9 protein-coding genes are annotated in these 15,897 nt (G+C 71.5%); 1 reads left to right on the top strand and 8 read right to left on the bottom strand.

The features are described 5' to 3' along the window. Positions 1–741: 741 nt before the first annotated feature. Positions 742–3,111: an excinuclease ABC subunit UvrA gene (locus G447_RS0102720; protein ID WP_026429948.1), complete on the top strand. Its 2,370-nt coding sequence runs from the start codon at positions 742–744 to the stop codon at positions 3,109–3,111. Positions 3,112–3,296: 185 nt separating this feature from the next. On the opposite strand, the gene G447_RS0102715 is transcribed toward G447_RS0102720, so the two are convergent. The 8 genes from G447_RS0102715 to G447_RS0102685 form a co-directional block, all read right to left on the bottom strand. Then, positions 3,297–4,748 carry a mannitol dehydrogenase family protein gene (locus G447_RS0102715; protein WP_026429947.1) on the bottom strand — a complete coding sequence of 484 codons (1,452 nt, stop codon included), beginning with the start codon at positions 4,746–4,748 and terminating at the stop codon, positions 3,297–3,299. A 240-nt stretch (positions 4,749–4,988) separates the two neighbouring features. After that, positions 4,989–5,642, bottom strand: coding sequence for a LutC/YkgG family protein (locus G447_RS0102710; RefSeq protein WP_026429946.1), 654 nt, complete (start codon positions 5,640–5,642; stop codon positions 4,989–4,991). Between the two features lie 10 nt (positions 5,643–5,652). After that, entirely contained in the window at positions 5,653–7,281 is a 1,629-nt protein-coding gene (locus G447_RS0102705) for a LutB/LldF family L-lactate oxidation iron-sulfur protein (protein ID WP_026429945.1), read from the bottom strand. A gap of 2 nt (positions 7,282–7,283) precedes the next feature. Continuing rightward, complete coding sequence (locus G447_RS0102700) at positions 7,284–8,081, bottom strand: (Fe-S)-binding protein (RefSeq protein WP_005870922.1); 798 nt, start codon at positions 8,079–8,081, stop codon at positions 7,284–7,286. A gap of 414 nt (positions 8,082–8,495) precedes the next feature. Then, entirely contained in the window at positions 8,496–9,083 is a 588-nt protein-coding gene (locus tag G447_RS12565) for a hypothetical protein (RefSeq protein ID WP_243442286.1), read from the bottom strand. Positions 9,084–9,810: 727 nt separating this feature from the next. After that, on the bottom strand, positions 9,811–10,557 hold the full coding sequence (locus G447_RS10940; protein WP_034476203.1) for an orthopoxovirus protein, PF05708 family: 747 nt from the start codon (positions 10,555–10,557) through the stop codon (positions 9,811–9,813). Between the two features lie 180 nt (positions 10,558–10,737). Continuing rightward, positions 10,738–12,432: a hypothetical protein gene (locus G447_RS0102690; protein ID WP_026429944.1), complete on the bottom strand. Its 1,695-nt coding sequence runs from the start codon at positions 12,430–12,432 to the stop codon at positions 10,738–10,740. Further along, positions 12,429–15,896, bottom strand: a complete 3,468-nt coding sequence (locus G447_RS0102685) for a DUF5682 family protein (protein ID WP_026429943.1) — start codon at positions 15,894–15,896, stop codon at positions 12,429–12,431. Before G447_RS0102685 ends, G447_RS0102690 begins: the two co-directional genes overlap by 4 nt. Position 15,897 lies beyond the last annotated feature (1 nt).

Here is a 15,897-nt window from a genome sequence, read left to right as displayed (position 1 = left end):
TCGTGCCCTTGAAGGTTATGGCGCCTTTGAACAACTCCTCAGCCAGGAACTCGATGAAGTGGGGGAGTATTGGGGCAGGTTAATCCCCATTGGGGTAGGTTAACCCTCATTGGGGCAGGTTAATAACCTACCCCAATGCACCGTAACCTACCCCAATGCGCTGTAAGATGCCCCGATGCGCGGCCCACCGATTGCGGGAGGACGTCGAGGAGATGCGCTTGCTGCCGTAACCTGCCCCGATGCGCGACTTCCGACCACTGAGTTTCCCATAGGGGTGCCACTGCGCGGCTTAGACCGCGTTCGCACCACTTAGACCCCCAGAAGACTGGGCAATCGGGGGCATCGCAGAGCATAGGTGGAGAGACGTTCCCGGTGGCGCGAGATTCCGCGTGGCCGGTGGTGCCGCCTTGCCGGCTCGCGCGCACGGGTTGGTGTCCTTCCGTTGGAGTGGGGCCTGCCCCCTCAGGTGTGCCGTCTCGCGCGCACGGGTTGGTGCTCGTGCGAACCCCTGGCGGAACGGGGGGTCGCCCGCGCCTCCCCGCGCACGACTTGGTGGGCTTGCACTGGGGAGGGCTTGTCAGTCGGCGGCGGAATGGATGCCGTTGCCCCCCGCGCCCACAGGCGGCGCCCGTCGGCCCACACGCAGGCCGCGTGCGTGACGCGTTGCCCCCGCGCCCACGGGCGGCGCTACTGTGGGACCAGGCGGACCGGCCCCCGCCTCGTCGACCTGAACGGAAGCACATGCCCCACCGCGCAACCCCCTCCAGCATCCAAGTGCGCGGAGCGCGCGTCCACAACCTCAAGGACCTCGACGTCGACGTCCCCCTGAACCGCTTCGTCGCCATCGCGGGAGTGTCCGGGTCCGGCAAGTCCTCCCTGGCCCTGGGCACCCTCTACGCGGAAGGGTCCCGCCGCTACCTGGAGTCCCTGGCGACCTACACGCGCAGGCGCCTCTCCCAGGCCGCCAGGGCGCCGGTCGACCGGGTCGCCCACGTCCCCGCCGCCCTCGCCCTGCGCCAGAGGCCGGGCGCGCCCGGCGTGCGCTCCACATTCGGCACGGCCACGGAGCTGGCGAACCACCTGCGTCTGCTGTTCTCGCGCGCGGGCTCCTACCTGTGCCCCAGCGGGCACCGCGTGCCGCCCTCGCGCAACGTGGCCCTGGAAGTGCCGCTCGTGTGCCCGCAGTGCGGCGAATCCTTCCACGGGTTGGGCGCCGAGGAGATGGCATTCAACTCCACCGGAGCCTGCCCCGTGTGCGAGGGCACCGGGGTCCAACGCGTCGTCGACCGCGCCGCCCTGGTGCCCGACGAGTCCCTCACCATCGACCAGGGGGCCGTCTCGCCCTGGGGCTCCCTCATGTGGAAGCTCATGAAGGATGTCGCACGCGAGATGGGCGTGCGCACGAACGTGCCCTTCCGCGACCTCAGCGAGGAGGAGAAGGCCATCGTCTACGAGGGGCCCGCCGAGAAACGCCACATCGTGGTCTCCACCAAGACGGGCGGGGCGGAACTGGACTTCACCTACTTCAACGCGGTCGCCACTGTGGAGAACGCGCTCGCCAAGGCCAAGGACGAGAAGGCCCTCGCCCGCGTCGGCAAGTACCTCATCACGCGCACGTGCCCCGCCTGCGATGGCACTCGCCTGGGGGAACGGGTTCGCTCGACCCTCATCGACGGCATCGACCTTGGTCAGGCCTCGCGCCTGACCCTGAGCGGGCTGCGCGAGTGGGTGGCGCGCGTGCCCGGCCTCGTCCCCGCCGAGGTCGCGCCCATGGCCCGCGTCATCGTCGATGAGATGGCCGAGCCCATGGAGCGCCTGACCGACCTGGGCCTGTCCTACCTTTCGCTCGACCGCGCCTCCTCCACCCTGTCCAACGGCGAGCGCCAGCGCGTGCAACTGGCCCGCGCGGTCCGCAACCGCACGACCGGCGTCCTCTACGTCCTGGACGAACCCACCATCGGCCTGCACCCATCCAACGTCGACGGAGTCCTCGACATCGTCCGCGAGCTCATCGCCGACGGGAACTCCGTCATCGTGGTCGACCACGACACCCGGGTGCTGGCCGCAGCCGACCACCTCATCGAGATCGGACCGGGCGCGGGCGCCGACGGGCGCGGCGCCATCCACCTGGAGACCTCGCGGATCCACACGGTCCACCCCCTGGGCGTCGACATCCCAGTGGGGGCGCTCACGGTGGTCACGGGCGCCAGCGGGTCGGGGAAGACGACAATGGTCCTGGAGTCCCTGGTGCCCGCGCTGCGCGCGGCCCTGGTCGGCGAAGCGCTGCCCGCACACGTGCGGGACGTGGACCCGGCGGGCATCTCGCGCGTCAACCTGATCGACGCGACGCCCATCGGCGTCAACGTGCGCTCCACAGTCGCCACCTACTCCGGTGTCCTGGACGAGCTGCGCCGGGCATTCGCGCGCACCGAGGAGGCGAGGGCAGTGGGGCTCAAGGCGGGGGCCTTCTCCTACAACACGGGCTCGCTGCGATGCCCCACATGCGACGGGACCGGCCAGATCACCCTCGACGTGCAGTTCCTGCCCGACGTGGACATCGAGTGCACGGACTGCCGGGGGAGCCGCTACGGCCAGGAGGCCCACGGGATCCGGCGCGATGGGCTCACCCTGCCCGACATCATGGCCATGAGCGTGGACGACGCGCGGGGCGCGGTGCGGGGCCTGAAGAGAGCGGGCGCACTGCTCGGCACACTGTCGGGCCTGGGGCTGGGCTACCTGGCGCTCGGCGAGGCCACGCCCGCCCTGTCGGGAGGCGAGGCCCAGCGGCTCAAACTCGCCTCGGAGATGGGGCGGCGCCAGGACGGAGCGCTCTTCGTCTTCGACGAACCGACCATCGGCCTGCATCCCGACGACGTTCAGGTCCTCCTCGACGTGCTCCAGCGCCTCATCGACCGCGGTGCCACCGTCGTCGTCATCGAGCACGACCTGGATGTCATCGCCAACTCCGACTGGGTGATCGACATGGGGCCCGGCGGCGGAGCTGACGGCGGGCGCATCGTGGCGCAGGGCATGCCCCGCGACGTGGCGGCCCGCCCGGACTCGGTGACGGGCCGCTACCTGCGCGCCGCCCGGCCCGGGATCCTGGGGTAGGCCGCGGCACGGGACTGGAACCCGGCCCGCGGAGCATCCCGAGTCCCAGAATGCGTCTGAAATCCGGGCGGAAACGGGGACGCAAAAGGGTGGCTGTTCCAAAAAGCGTCTGAGTCTGCCCAGATTCGCGCGAATCCGCTCGAAACCGTCAGACTCAGACGCAAAATGGATCACCGGGCCCGCGCTCAGCCGACGAGCGCCCGCATCCGGGCGCGGGCTCCCTCCGCCCGCAGCGCCTTCAGCTGCGAGGCGAACTCCTCGACGAAGCGCTCCTCGCCGGCCAAGTCGCCGAACACCGCGGTGTCGGAGACGAAGGCGCGGTCGTCCCCGTCCTTCTGGGCCGCTGCCAGCTCCAGCAGGCGCGCGCCCGCAGGGTCGTCGACCGCGATCGGGGCGCCCGCCTCGTCGACGCCCTCATCGCCCAGCGCCCATGCAGCCACCATCGCGGCGCCCAAGCGGATCGGGCCCCCGGAGGCCAGGTTGTCGCGCACAGTGCCCAGCACGAACTTCGGCATCCTGTTCGACGCGTCCTGGGCCAAACGGAACAGCGTGTCGGCGATGGCCTCGTTCGTGAACCGCTCGAAGAGCGCGTCCACGTACCCGTCCAGATCGATACCGGGCACGGGCCGCAGCGTCGGGCGGGCCTCGCGCTCCAAGTAGGCGCGCACCCATGCGGCGATGTCCGGGTCGGCGGCGGCGTCGTGCGCGTACTCGATGCCCAGCAGCCGCCCCCAGTGGGCGAGGCCCTGGTGCGAGGCGTTGAGCAGGCGCAGCTTCATGAGCTCGTAGGGCACCACGTCGGACACCATCTGCACGCCGACGTGCTCGAAAGGCGGGCGTCCGTCGGTGAACCGGTCCTCCAGCACCCACTGCGTGAAGGGCTCGCACACCACGGGCCACGCGTCCTCCACTCCCAAGCGCTGGCGGACGGATTCGATGTCCGCGGGCGTTGTCTGCGGGGTGATGCGGTCGACCATGCAGTTGGGGAAGGCGACGTTGTCGTCGATCCACTGCGCGAAACCGGGGTCGCTCATCCGCGCCTGCGACACGACTGCCGTGCGCGCCGCCTTCCCGTTGCCTGGCAGGTTGTCGCAGCTCATCACCGTGAACGGGGGGACGCCAGCATCACGGCGTCGGCGCAGGGCCTCCACGATGTAGCCGAAACTGGTCGTCGGGTGGTGGGGGTCGGTGGCGTCGCGGGCGGCGCCCTCGGACTCGGTGCGGAACAGGCCGGTGGCGTCGTCGACGTTGTAACCGCCCTCCGTCACCGTCAGGGACACGATGCGCGTGGTCGGCGCGGTCATGACGGCCAGGACGGCCCCGGGATCGTCGGGGGCGAAGAGGTAGTCGTGGATCGACCCGATGACGCGGGACTCGGCACGCCCTCCCGGGTGCTTGAGGGTGAGGGAGTACAGGTAGTCCTGGTCGCGCAGCGCGTCCCGCATGCGCGCGTCCCGCGGCATCAGGCCAACGCCGCAGATCCCCCAGTCCAGTGCCTCGCCGCGCCGCATGAGGTCGTCGAGGTAGGCGGCCTGGTGGGCGCGGTGGAAGCCGCCGACGCCCATGTGCATGATGCCCGTCGTGATGCGCGAGCGGTCGTAGTCGGGGGCGAGGACAGATTGGGACAACGTTGTCATGAGGGGCTCCTGGGTGGTTCTCGGCGGTTGGAACGAACGCGGGGCGGCTGTGGGTGCGGCGCGTCCGCGGGCGGTGCCCATCCCCATTGTCCCACTGCGGGGCGCCGTCGAACAGGGGTGCTCGTATGAGCGGGTCGGGGCCAGGACAGTGCTCCTGGCCCCGACCCGTCGACGGTCCGGCCCCCGCCTCGTCCACCGAATGGCGGGCGGGACGGGGGCCGGAAAAGCGGGACCCGGGAGTCAGTGCGCGATAACGACCCGCAGGTTGCGGGGGCCGTGCACGCCGTTGACCCGCACCAGCTCGATGTCACTGGTAGCCGAGCCGCCCGCGATCCACGTCATCGGGCGCAGGGGGTTCTCGCCCAGGACATCGACCGCCTGCGGCACGGTGGGGACGATCGCCGAGCGCTCCAGCACTACCACGTGCGTGTCCGGCACCAGGGAGATCGCGCGGCGCCCCTGGTCGGGCTCGCCGTCCAGCACGATTGTGCCGGAGATCGAGATGCCGACGCGCGAGCGCGTCACCACCGCGTCAATGGTGTCCAGCTCCAGGGTGGGGATCGCCTTCTCCCGCGAGTCCTCGCGCACAGTGCGGCCCGACCGGGCGGCGGCCTTCTTGAAGGGCGCGTCCAATCCGGTGGGGACCACGACGGAGCCCAGGCCCTCCAGGAAGGAGTCGATGGCGTCGGCCACCTCCGCGTCGGTGGGGGCCAGGACCACTTTCGCCGAGTAGTCCTCGAGCTTCTCGATCATCTCCTCGACCACGGTGTCCGAGCCGGGGGCGTCCGACGTGGAACGGATGTAGTCCCGGGGGATGGGACGCACGGGGCGGCCCTGCTGGGAGCGGCCGATCGCGTCGCGCGCGCGGGCCAGAATCGCGGTCTTCGCGTCCATGGGAGCCATGTCAGTCCTCCGTGGTGTCGTCGTTCGTGCGGGTCGTCATGCCGTGCTCGCTGGCCAGCGGGATCCCCCGGACGGGAGCGTCCCAGCGGGTCGACGAGGCGTCCGAGTCCGGGTGGGTCCGCTTCCACCACTGCCGGAAGGTCTCCTTCGGCGCCGTGGGCAGATCCCGCGCCCCCGTCCACAACGAGGCAGGGAAGGGCAGTGCGCCGATGCGCCCCTTCTTGCCGCCGATGAGCCGCGTCGTCTTCACAGCCATGCCCGCCGCGGTCCACAGTTTCGCGTTCGACATGACGGGGGTGGCCGAGCCCATCGCCAGGTCCCACACGTCGGGCAGCACTGCGTGCTTCTCGTCGACGGTGCGGGCCCGCAGGTGGATGAGGATCGTGGGGATCTCGATCTTGACGGGGCACACGTCGCCGCACGCGCCGCACAGGGACGAGGCGAAGGGCAGGGTGTGCACCGGGTCGTCGTGGGCCATGCCCTGGGTGAGCTGGGGGGTGAGGATCGCGCCGATCGGCCCGGGGTACACGGAGCCGTAGGCGTGGCCGGAGGTGTGCTGGTACACGGGGCAGATGTTCATGCACGAGCCGCAGCGGATGCACGCCAGGGCCTGCCGGCCGATCGGGTCCGCCAGGGTCTTGGTGCGCCCGTTGTCCATGAGCACCAGGTGGAACTCCTGGGGGCCGTCGCCGGGCGTGACGCCCGTCCACATGGAGGTGTACGGGTTCATGCGCTCGCCGGTGGCGCTGCGCGGCAGCAGCTGCGAGAAGATCTCCACGTCCTGGAAGCGGGGGACCAGCTTCTCGATGCCCATCAGGGTGATGAGGGTGTCCGGCAGCGTCAGGCACATGCGTCCGTTGCCCTCGGACTCGAAGACCGAGACGGTGCCCGTCTCCGCGATGCCCATGTTGGTGCCCGAGACGGCGACCTTGGCGTGCAGGAACTTCTTGCGCAGGTGCGCCCGGGCGACGCCGGTGAGTTCGGTCGGGTCGTCGGACAGGTCCTCGGGGGCGTCGTCCATGCGGTCGAGGAAGATGCCGCGCACCTCGGAGCGGTTGCGGTGGATGGCAGGGACCACGATGTGGCTGGGCATGTCGTCGGCCAGCTGCACGATCATCTCGGCCAGGTCCGTCTCGCGCGCGGAGATCCCCTGGTCCTTGAGGTACTCGTTGAGGTTCGTCTCCTGGGTGGCCATCGACTTGATCTTGACGACCTCGTCGACGCCCTTGGACTTGATGATGCCCGCGATGATGCGGTTCGCCTCGTGCTTGTCGCGCGCCCAGTGGACGATGCCCCCGCGGGCGGTGACATTGCGCTCGAACTCTTCGAGCAATTCGGGCAGCCGCGATTCGACTTCGAACTTCACGGCCTCGGCGGCATTGCGCAGGTCCTCCCAGTCCGGCATCTCCTCGACGCGCTGCCCGCGCTTCGTGCGGATCGTGCGCGTGGCGTGGCCCAGGTTGCGCCGCATTTGCGTGTTCGCCAGGGTCTTCTTCGCTCCCTCGGGGAAGGTGGTGCCCCAGCGCAGGGTGTCCTCGGGGATATCGACGGTGGTGCGCCATCCGCCGGTGTGGACGTCGGAGGAGGCCGAGTCGGCGACTGCGGGCATCCCGATGAATGTTGCGGTCATTGTCAGATCACCTGGGCGCTTTCTGGGGCGAAGGAGATGTTCCCGAGGAACGGCTGGTCCTTGGTGGAGGCGAGGATCTCGGCGAGGTGCATGGGGCGGATGCCCGACTGGAGGCGTGACAGGCCGCCGCCCACGTGCATGAGGCAGGAGTAGTCGCCCATGACGAGCACCTCGGCGTGGGTGGACATGACGTTGGTGACCTTGTCAGCCAGCATCGACGTGGAGGTCTGCGCGTTCTTGATCGAGAACGTCCCGCCGAACCCGCAGCACACCTCGGCGTCGGGCAGGTCCACCAGGGTGAGCGCCTCGACGGCGCGCAGCAGGCGGTACGGGCGGTCGCCGACCCGTGCGATGCGCAGCGAGTGGCAGGTGGGGTGGTAGGTGACGGTGTGCGGGAAGTACGCGCCCACGTCCTCCATGCCCAGCACGTCGGTGATGAGCTCGGTGAGGTCATAGGTGTGGGCGGCGATCTGGGCGGAGCGCTTGGCCAGTTCGTGGTCGCCGACGTGCTCGGCCACGACCTTCTGCTCGTGTCGGGCCGCGCCCGTGCAGGACCCGGAGGGGACCACGATCGCGTCCCACTGCCCGTCGAGCACGGGTTCGAACGCTTTCACGTGGTTGCGGGTGATCTTCGCCGCGTCTTCGAAGTAACCGGTGTTGGCGTGCATTTGCCCGCAGCAGACCTGGCCCTCGGGGAACACGACTTCGTGCCCGAGGCGCTCGAGGAGCGTGACGGTGGCCTGCGCGGCTTGCGGGAACATGACGTCCGCAAGACACGTGGCGAAGAGGGCGATGCGCATAGGGTGTCCTTCCTCGGAGGGGCGTAGTGCTGTCAGCATATGCGTGGGTCCGAGGTCCCACCACGCCTTTGTCGTGGTATTTCCACCTCAATGGCAGGAACGGCGGATTCGTGCCGGAAAGTCCCCGTCGCCGGCTGCTTCCCCGGAGCCGGATCCACTGTCGCCGAGCCGTTCGCGGGGACGACTTAGCCAAGGCGGTGCTTGCGTTTATCACTGGGGGCTGTCGCCCTCCGGGGTGCGGGCCGGGAGGGTTGCCAGGAACGCGGGGCGGAGGAGCGGGATGCCGTCTCCTTCCCCCGGATCAGCGATGTGGACGGCGCACGCACGGCGCGGGGTGCCGGTCGTGGGCGCGAGGCGGGGGCGGGTCCGGGCGCGGGGGTCTGCGCGTTCTTGGTGTCCGCTGGTTGCGGGGCGTCAGCGCGCGAAGCCCTCCATGTAGGCCGGGCGCAGCGCGAAGGCCTGCACCATCAGCGGGCCGCCGGTGAGGAACGTGCCCTTGCGGACAGGAGACGCGTCCACTGTGAACAGGGCCTCGCCCCCGCTGCCGTCGAGGGGGTCCCGGCGGAGCGCGAGGGGGGCGTCGGAGTCGGCGGGGACATCCAGTGTGAAGACGTTCTGGGCGTCGACGATGAAACGGGATGCCTGGCTATCGGGGTCGGTCAGTGGGACGGTGAACAGCGGTCGCGTGGTCCCGGTGCCCAAGTCGGTGCTGTAGACCTCGCCGTACGAGGTCACGAAGGTGTACGCCGATCCCGATAGATGCCCGACCAGCCAATCGAGGCGTCCGGGGGAGAGGGCGATGGGCGAACCGTCGTCCCCGACCATGGGGACCAGGTCGCGCGTCCCGTTGGTGGTGTCCCAGACCTGTAGCACAGGTTCGCCCGCGGTGGGGTCCTGCCCGTTGTCGGGATTCGCCCCCGGGTACGTCTTGTGGAATGTCGGCACGTAGATCTTGCCGTCGTAGCAGGGCGCCTCGTTCTGGGGGGGTGTCGAGCCCCTCATCAATCGGCGCGATGCCGACGATGGTGGCCTGGGGGTCATCATGCGGGTCCACGCGGATGAGCATGTCCGCGGGGTCCTGGCCATCCGGGCGGGTGTCCGCCTGAAGGTTCGAGGCGTCCAACTGGGCGGGCAGGGACCCGTTCCCGGGGAAGCGCGTCGAGGTCATGGAGTAAAGGCGGCCGTCGCAGACGGAGTTGAAGGGGTGCATGCCGGGGATCGATGCGACTGCGCTGCCGCCGTCGGCGGTGACCGCCACCGCGTCCTGTTGGTCGCCGTCGATGTAGAAGGCGAGCGAGGCCGCGCCGTCGTCGATCGAGTACCGGCTGAGCTCGTGGCGCTCGTCCTTGCCGCGCGGGACGCTGGTCGTCCCGCTGTCGGACACTGCGACCTCGGCCCCCGACGTCCCGTAGTGGAGGCCGGAGGCGTCCCACACCAGTCCGGCATCGATCATGGCGCCCACGTCGACGCTATTCCCAGTCCCCGCCCCGTCCACCAGCAGCAGGCTGCCGACTCCAGTGCTGTACGCGTCGGCGCCGACTCCGGGGGAGTTCCCGATGCGCAGCGCCAGAACCGAGTTCGCTGTCGTTGCGCGGTCCTGGCCGACCTTGGGAAATGCCGTGCTCGACGAGCACCCCGGCAGGGCGCAGGCGCACACGAGCGCGAGAGCCGCGATGCCCGCCGATGGTGCCGCGAGGGCGCGGGGGGACTGGGACAGCATCAGCGCCTCCTAGAGGTTCGCGTAGGTGTGGGCGAGTGGCCCTTCCACGATGTCATGCGGGTACACGCCGGGGCCGCCGTTACTGTCAATATCCACTCCTGCTCCATACTTGTATGCGTACCAGACGAGCTGTGAGCAGTTCAGCATCCACGGATTCTTCGACTTGTTGAAAGCGAAATTCAGATTGTACCTGTAACCGCGTAGATTGTTGTAGGCGTAATCGGCTGCGGCGTCCTGTGCTGCTTGTGGAACATGGTAGTAGACCTGTTTTGCGCCGGAGCGTATTGTGATGGAGGTGTGTCGGTACCAGTCGGATTTGTAACCGGGTCCACTGGCCTCCACCACCCACCAGGTGCCGCCGTAGATTCCAACGTGCGCCCACGGAGCTCCTGTCGGAGTGTAGTAGACGTCGCCTTTGTACCATGACTTGGGGAGAGTGGAAGTGCTTCCTGTGGCGGCGCCGAGGGAGCTTGAGTTCAATTTCGCTCCGCTGGAACCTGTGTGTGCGGTAGCGTTTGAGTTCTGCTCTTCGAGGAGTTGGTCCAGGGCCATTCGGAGCGCTTCTTCCGAGGTGGTTCCGTTTTCCGATGCCCAGTCGTTCGCGGCGTGGATCAGTTCGTCTCTGGAGATCCCGGGGGTGATCTGAAGGATTTGAGCGACAGTGTCTTCGGGCGTCGCGACTGCTGGCGTTGAAAGCGTGAAAGCGAGCGCAGTGGAAATAATGCTGATTGAAAGTGCGCGGAAACGGTGCGTCATGATCAAAGGGCCTTCGGCGTGATGGTGTCGATCCTGCTCCTACACAGGACGCTACTACTATGAGTCAAACCCATAAGGTAATCCTAAGTTGTTTGATAACTGTGTCAATATCGATTTTTATGAATTAGATCATACGCATTGGTGGAGTGTGATGTCACGACCCACGTTTGGACGGTGGCCCTAGTACTGGCTGGCGGCCAGCCAGGCGACCAAGAGCGCCGGCGCGTCCGCCTCCCACGTCCCGTCGAAACGGCGGCTCCCCTGGTGGGTGGCCGCCTCCATGCCCCCCAGCAGTCGGGAGGCGAACGGCGCCCCCGCAGCCACCGCCCACGCCCGGTCCCGCTCGAGCGCGGGGGAGGCGAGCACGCTGGGCCCCGCGTCGAGGACCCGCTGGCACCAGCGCCCCACGACCTCGCGGACCTGGGACGGCCCGGAGGCGCCCACGCCGTCCCCCGGGCGCGGCACACCTGCCCCCTCGGGCAGGGCCCCCACCCAGGAACGGGTGACGCGGTCGAGGCCGGGCCACCACACGCCCCCCAGGCCGTCCGGCACGTGGATGGCGCCCTCGCGCGCGGTCATGCCCAGCAGTTCGCCGCCCAGGACCAGGCAGCGCACGCGCGCGCCCACGGCCAGCCCGAACAGCTCGGCCGCCAAGCCCGCGCCCAGTGCCCGGGCCGCCTCCTTCAGCGCCAGGGAGCGGCCCGCGACGACAATGCCCCGCCGGTCGCCGCCGCTGACGGGCCCCTCGACGACCTCGAAGGGCCCGGGCACGCCCTCCCAACCGGTGTGGGCGGCGCCCATCGAGGCGCGGACCGCGGCCCCCGCGCTGAGGCGGCCGTCGCCTCGGGCGCTGGCCCGCGCGACGAGCAGCCGGTGGCGCGACAACTGCCGGATCGGGGCGCTGAGCTCCCGCCAGACGGGCTCGGCCGCGTACGCGGCGGGGACCGACGAGGCATCCCCCGGGCGCACGCGCGCCACCGACCACGTGGCCCCCGAGGAGTCGGTGAAGACCGCTTGTGCCCCGGCGAACCCCGACGCTGCCAGGACCGGTTCGGCGTAAAGGGGGGTGAGGGAAAGGCCGCCGACCTCCCTGTACCCCTGGCGCGCGCGGCCGAGGAGTGCGGGGTCGGCGGTGGCGCCGGGACGTGTCAGGAGGTGCAGGTTGAGGGCGGCCGAGGCGAATGCCGCGGCGCGTGGGGCGGGGGCCGCGCCCAGGGAGGAGAGGAAGGCGGTGAGCGCCCGGTCGGCGGTGACGAATCCCCGGAGGCGCAGGGCGTGGAGGTCCTTGGCGACCATCGCCCGGTGCAGGGAGCCCATGCGCGCGGCCCCCACTTGCAGGATCTCGCCGAGGTGATCCAGGACCGCGTCGGCGGTGGCGCGCTGGGCGGCGCTGAGGGGCGCGCCCCCCGTCGCCGCGTCGCATCCGCTTCCCGTAGGTCCGCCGCCCGTTCCTCCGCCGCTGCCGGCCGGCGCCGTGGGGCTCCCGGTCCCCGAGCCGCCCGCCGGGGCCCCGGCCGGCGCCTCCCCGGGTGCTGGACTGTCGCCGGACGCGGCGGGGTCTTCCCCGGGCGCCGGTCCGCTGTTCGCGCAGCGCTCCTCCCCTCCACCGCCCGCCTCGGGCCCGTCGCCGGCGACCTCCAGGGACAGGGCCACCACCGCGCGGTGGGCGCAGCGGGGAGCCAACAGGCAATCGCAGACGATCTGGTCCTCCTCGGTGAGGACCCCGACATCGGCCAGGCGCACGGTGGCGCCCGCCACCCGGGTCGCGGGCCCCGCCTCGACCCCCTCCGCCAGATAGGCGTCCACGCGTTTGCGCACCCGGGGGGCCAGGGCGTCGACGATCCGGGCCAGCAGGCCCGGACTGATCCGCGTCATGGCGCCTCCCTCACAACGGCCCCCACCCAGCGCGCCAGGTCCAGGGGGGACAGCGCCGCCACGCGCATACCCGCCGCGGCCACCCGGGAGGCGACTCCCGCGTTGTACACGCCCTCCCCCGAGTCGTTGAGGGCCGCGCACCCCAGCAGGACCGCGCCCGAGGCCCGCATCGCCTCGACCTCCCCGACCAGGGCGTCCACGGACCCGAACTCCTCGAAGTCGGAGACCACGACCACCAGGGTCCGCGAGGGGACGCGCAGGCGCGAGCGCGCCACCCGCATCGCCCCCGCGATGTCCGTGCCGCCCCCGATCTCCACCTCCAGCAGCAGCGACAAAGGATCGTCCACCCGGCCTGAGAAGTCGATGACCTCCGAGCTGAACGCCAGGAAGTCCACCGACAGGCACCCCGACTGCGCCAGGACGGCCGCCGTCAGCGCGCTGTAGACCACGGACTGCGACATCGAGCCCGACACGTCGACGAGGAGGACGAGCCGCCAATCGACCTGGCGGGCCCGAGTCGCGTGGAACACCGGGTGCACGGGGACCACCTGGGGCCGCCCGTCGAGGTCGGCGACGTGGCGCAGGTTCGCGCGCAGCGTCCGGGGAAGGTCGAGGCGCCCATTGGGACGCCGCGTCGGAGCAGCCGACGCCAAGGCACTGAGGGCCGGGCGCATCCGCACCGCCAGCTCCTCGGCCAGGTCGCGGGTGAGGCGGGCGACCAGGGGCCGCAGCTTCGCCAGGCGCGCCTCGGGCAGTGCCCCCGCCAGGGACAGGGCGGTGGTGAGCAGCTCCACGGAGGGGCGCACCGAATCGGGGTCGAGGCGCTCCAGGACATCGCCTCGCCCCCGCTGCGCGGCCTCTCCGAAGATCTCCTCGACCTCGCCGCGCCCGAACAGGGCCTCGATCTCCTGCTCCCACTGGCGCACGCCCAACTGGGAGGGGCCGAGGCCCGCACTGCGCGACCGCCCGTCAAGGGCGTCGGAGCGGGGTCGCCCGTAGAGCTCGTCGAGCGCCGAGGCGAGGCGGAGCTCGCGGGGGCCCTCGTCCCCCCGGCGGAGCCCCAGGACGAGGCGCCACCGCTGCGGCGGAGTGAAAACGAGGTCCGCCAGGCCCAGCGCCTCCAGGCGCGCCCGCGCCCCGGCGTCATGGCGGGCCACGGCGACCGTGTCATCGGGGGAGAGCACCAGGGCGCGCCCCGGCCCCAAGGAGGGCGCCAGGTCGACGAGCAGCCTCTCCCGCGCCTCCTCCTCCAGGACGTCGAAGCCGCCGCGCAGCGCGGGCAGCAGCGCCGTGAACGTGTCGTCGGGCATGGAACCCACCCGGTCGACGAGGGCGAGGGCGGCGGGCGCGGTGTCGAAACGCGGGCCTGCGGCGGCGAGCAGGCCGGCGACCCTGCGGCGCAGGGCCGAGCGCGCCCTCGCCGTCGGGGCGTCCAACCACGAGGCGATCCGCGAGGCGGCCCCCTCCTGGTCGATGAGGAGCCCAGCGGCCGCGCCCTGCATGAGCGGGGAGCCCACTGCGGCCAAGCGGCGCAGCGCGTGGTCCAGGGAGAGCCCCTGGGGCGCCCCGGTTGAGGCGAAGGCCGCCAGCGCCGAGGCGTCGGCCACGTCGTCCGACCCCTCGATGCCCCGGATCTCGCGCAGCGCAGCCGATGCGAGGAGCGCGCCCAACTCCTCGCTCCGCTCGCGGCACCGCGCGGGCAGCAGCGAGGAGGCGGGGATGTGGCAGCGCGACACGTCGGCCAGGGCCGTCCCCAGGGCGACCGCGTCAGCGAAGCCAACGGTCGACGCCATCGCCTGGGCGGCGGCCAGCGCCCGCTCCACGGCGGAGGGGCAGGCGCAGGCGGCGGCCTCGCGCAGCAGGGCGATCACGTTGGCGGGCTCCTCCACCCCCCGCGTGAGCAGGGCCGTGCGCGCCACCTGTTCGGGGGTGAGCCCCCGGGAGGAAGCGAGTTCGATGCTGGCGTCCGTGGCCGCGCTCCACGACACGTCCCACGGCTCCGCCAGCGCCTCGGCGCCCCGGGTGGTCGCCGCCCCGAGCGGCCGGCCGTAGGCGATGCCCCCGGCGCACAGGCGCCGCAGGAGCACCGAGCGCGCCAGGTCCGCCCCACCCCGGCCCGGGGTGAGGGACAAGCGCTTGCCACCGGTGGTGGGCAGGCCCGCGGAGGCCAGCTCCGAGGCGACCGCCTCCCGCAATGGCGAGGCGGGCACGCCCGGCGCGGGCCGTCCCGTCCGGGTGCCCACCAGGACCTGTTCCAGGGCGTCGGCCACCGCGCGCCCGCGCCCCAGCACCTCCCCCTGCGCCAGGACGCTGGTCACAGCCTCGATGAGTTCGCGCCGCGAGGGGGCGGCCAGCCCCCGCAGCGCCGCCAGGTCCAGCGCGAGCCGCGCCGTTTCGGCCGCCTCCCCGGGGCCGGCGGGGAACCCGGCCGCGCGCAGGGCCCGCGTGATGGAGGTGATGACCCCGACGGCGCCGGACTCGAGGGCGGCGGGGTCCAGTCCGGAGTCGAGGACCAGCTGGCGCCACCCGGGGTCGCGGATGCCCGAGGGGTACCCAGAGCGGGAGTCCAAGTGGTCGAAGGAGTAGCCCACCAGGGCGGCGCGGACCTCGTCGGGTTCGGGCAGGGTGCGGGCCCCGTCCGCTTCGAGCCGGAGCAGGGCGGGGGCGTGGAAGGCACCGACCAGGGCCGCCACCTTGCGACCGCTCCCGACCAGAGCGGCCACGGCGGCGCGCATCCACTCCTCGCGCGCCGCAGTCCGGGCGTCCACGGACCCCTCGTCGGCGCGCATCGCCCACCCGTTGGCCAGGGCGGCCACGCGGATCTGCTCGGGGGACGAGGCGGGCGCCCGCGCCTCGACGAGCCTGTCCCACGCCTCCTGCGCGTCCCCCGGGCCGCAGCCCGCGCGCTCCTCGAGGGCGAGGCGCCCGCGGGGGTCGCCCGGGCCGGCCTCCGCCGTGCCCGGCCCCCTGGAGCCGCCGCCACCGGGGTGCGCCCCCGCCGGGCTTGGACGGTCGCTATTGGGGTGCGCCCCCGCCGGGCTTGGACGGCCGCCGCCACCCGGTTCCGCCCCCGCCGGGCCGGGGCTACCGTCCCCCGCCTCGGCGCCCCCGTCGCCGGGACCGGCGCCGACGGGCAGATCGACGCACGCGACCTCGGCGCCCGCGCCGCGCGCCCAGCGCAGTGCCGCCAACTCCGGGGAGAAGTCCGCGAAGGGGTAGAAACTCATGCCCTCGCCTCGGCTGAACGCCAGGGCAACGGGGGCCACCGTCTCCGGGTGGGCGAGCCAATCCACCCACGCCCGCGCCTGCGCGGGCAATTCGACTGCGAGCACGTCCGGGCTGAAACTGTCGAGCAGTCGGGGGATGGCGACGGCCAGCGCGGGCGAGTGGTGGCGCACCCCGATCAGGAACGGGGCGCGCGAGGCCGCCAGCGCCGCGACTTCCCCGTCCGCGTTCACACCCACG

The sequence above is a fragment of the Schaalia georgiae DSM 6843 genome (assembly GCF_000429245.1).
In the GTDB taxonomy this organism is placed as follows: domain Bacteria; phylum Actinomycetota; class Actinomycetes; order Actinomycetales; family Actinomycetaceae; genus Pauljensenia; species Pauljensenia georgiae.
Note: the sequence above shows the minus strand (reverse complement) of the source record. Positions and strands in the feature narration are given on the sequence as shown.

Excerpts from the sequence above, each read along its gene's own strand:
- G447_RS0102700 (WP_005870922.1), bottom strand. The coding sequence starts at position 8,081 with ATGCGCATCGCCCTCTTCGCCACGTGTCTTGCGGACGTCATGTTCCCG.
- G447_RS10940 (WP_034476203.1), bottom strand. The coding sequence starts at position 10,557 with ATGACGCACCGTTTCCGCGCACTTTCAATCAGCATTATTTCCACTGCG.
- G447_RS0102710 (WP_026429946.1), bottom strand. The coding sequence starts at position 5,642 with ATGGACGCGAAGACCGCGATTCTGGCCCGCGCGCGCGACGCGATCGGC.
- G447_RS0102705 (WP_026429945.1), bottom strand. The coding sequence starts at position 7,281 with ATGACCGCAACATTCATCGGGATGCCCGCAGTCGCCGACTCGGCCTCC.
- G447_RS0102715 (WP_026429947.1), bottom strand. The coding sequence starts at position 4,748 with ATGACAACGTTGTCCCAATCTGTCCTCGCCCCCGACTACGACCGCTCG.
- G447_RS0102720 (WP_026429948.1), top strand. The coding sequence starts at position 742 with ATGCCCCACCGCGCAACCCCCTCCAGCATCCAAGTGCGCGGAGCGCGC.
- G447_RS0102690 (WP_026429944.1), bottom strand. The coding sequence starts at position 12,432 with ATGACGCGGATCAGTCCGGGCCTGCTGGCCCGGATCGTCGACGCCCTG.
- G447_RS12565 (WP_243442286.1), bottom strand. The coding sequence starts at position 9,083 with ATGAGGGGCTCGACACCCCCCCAGAACGAGGCGCCCTGCTACGACGGC.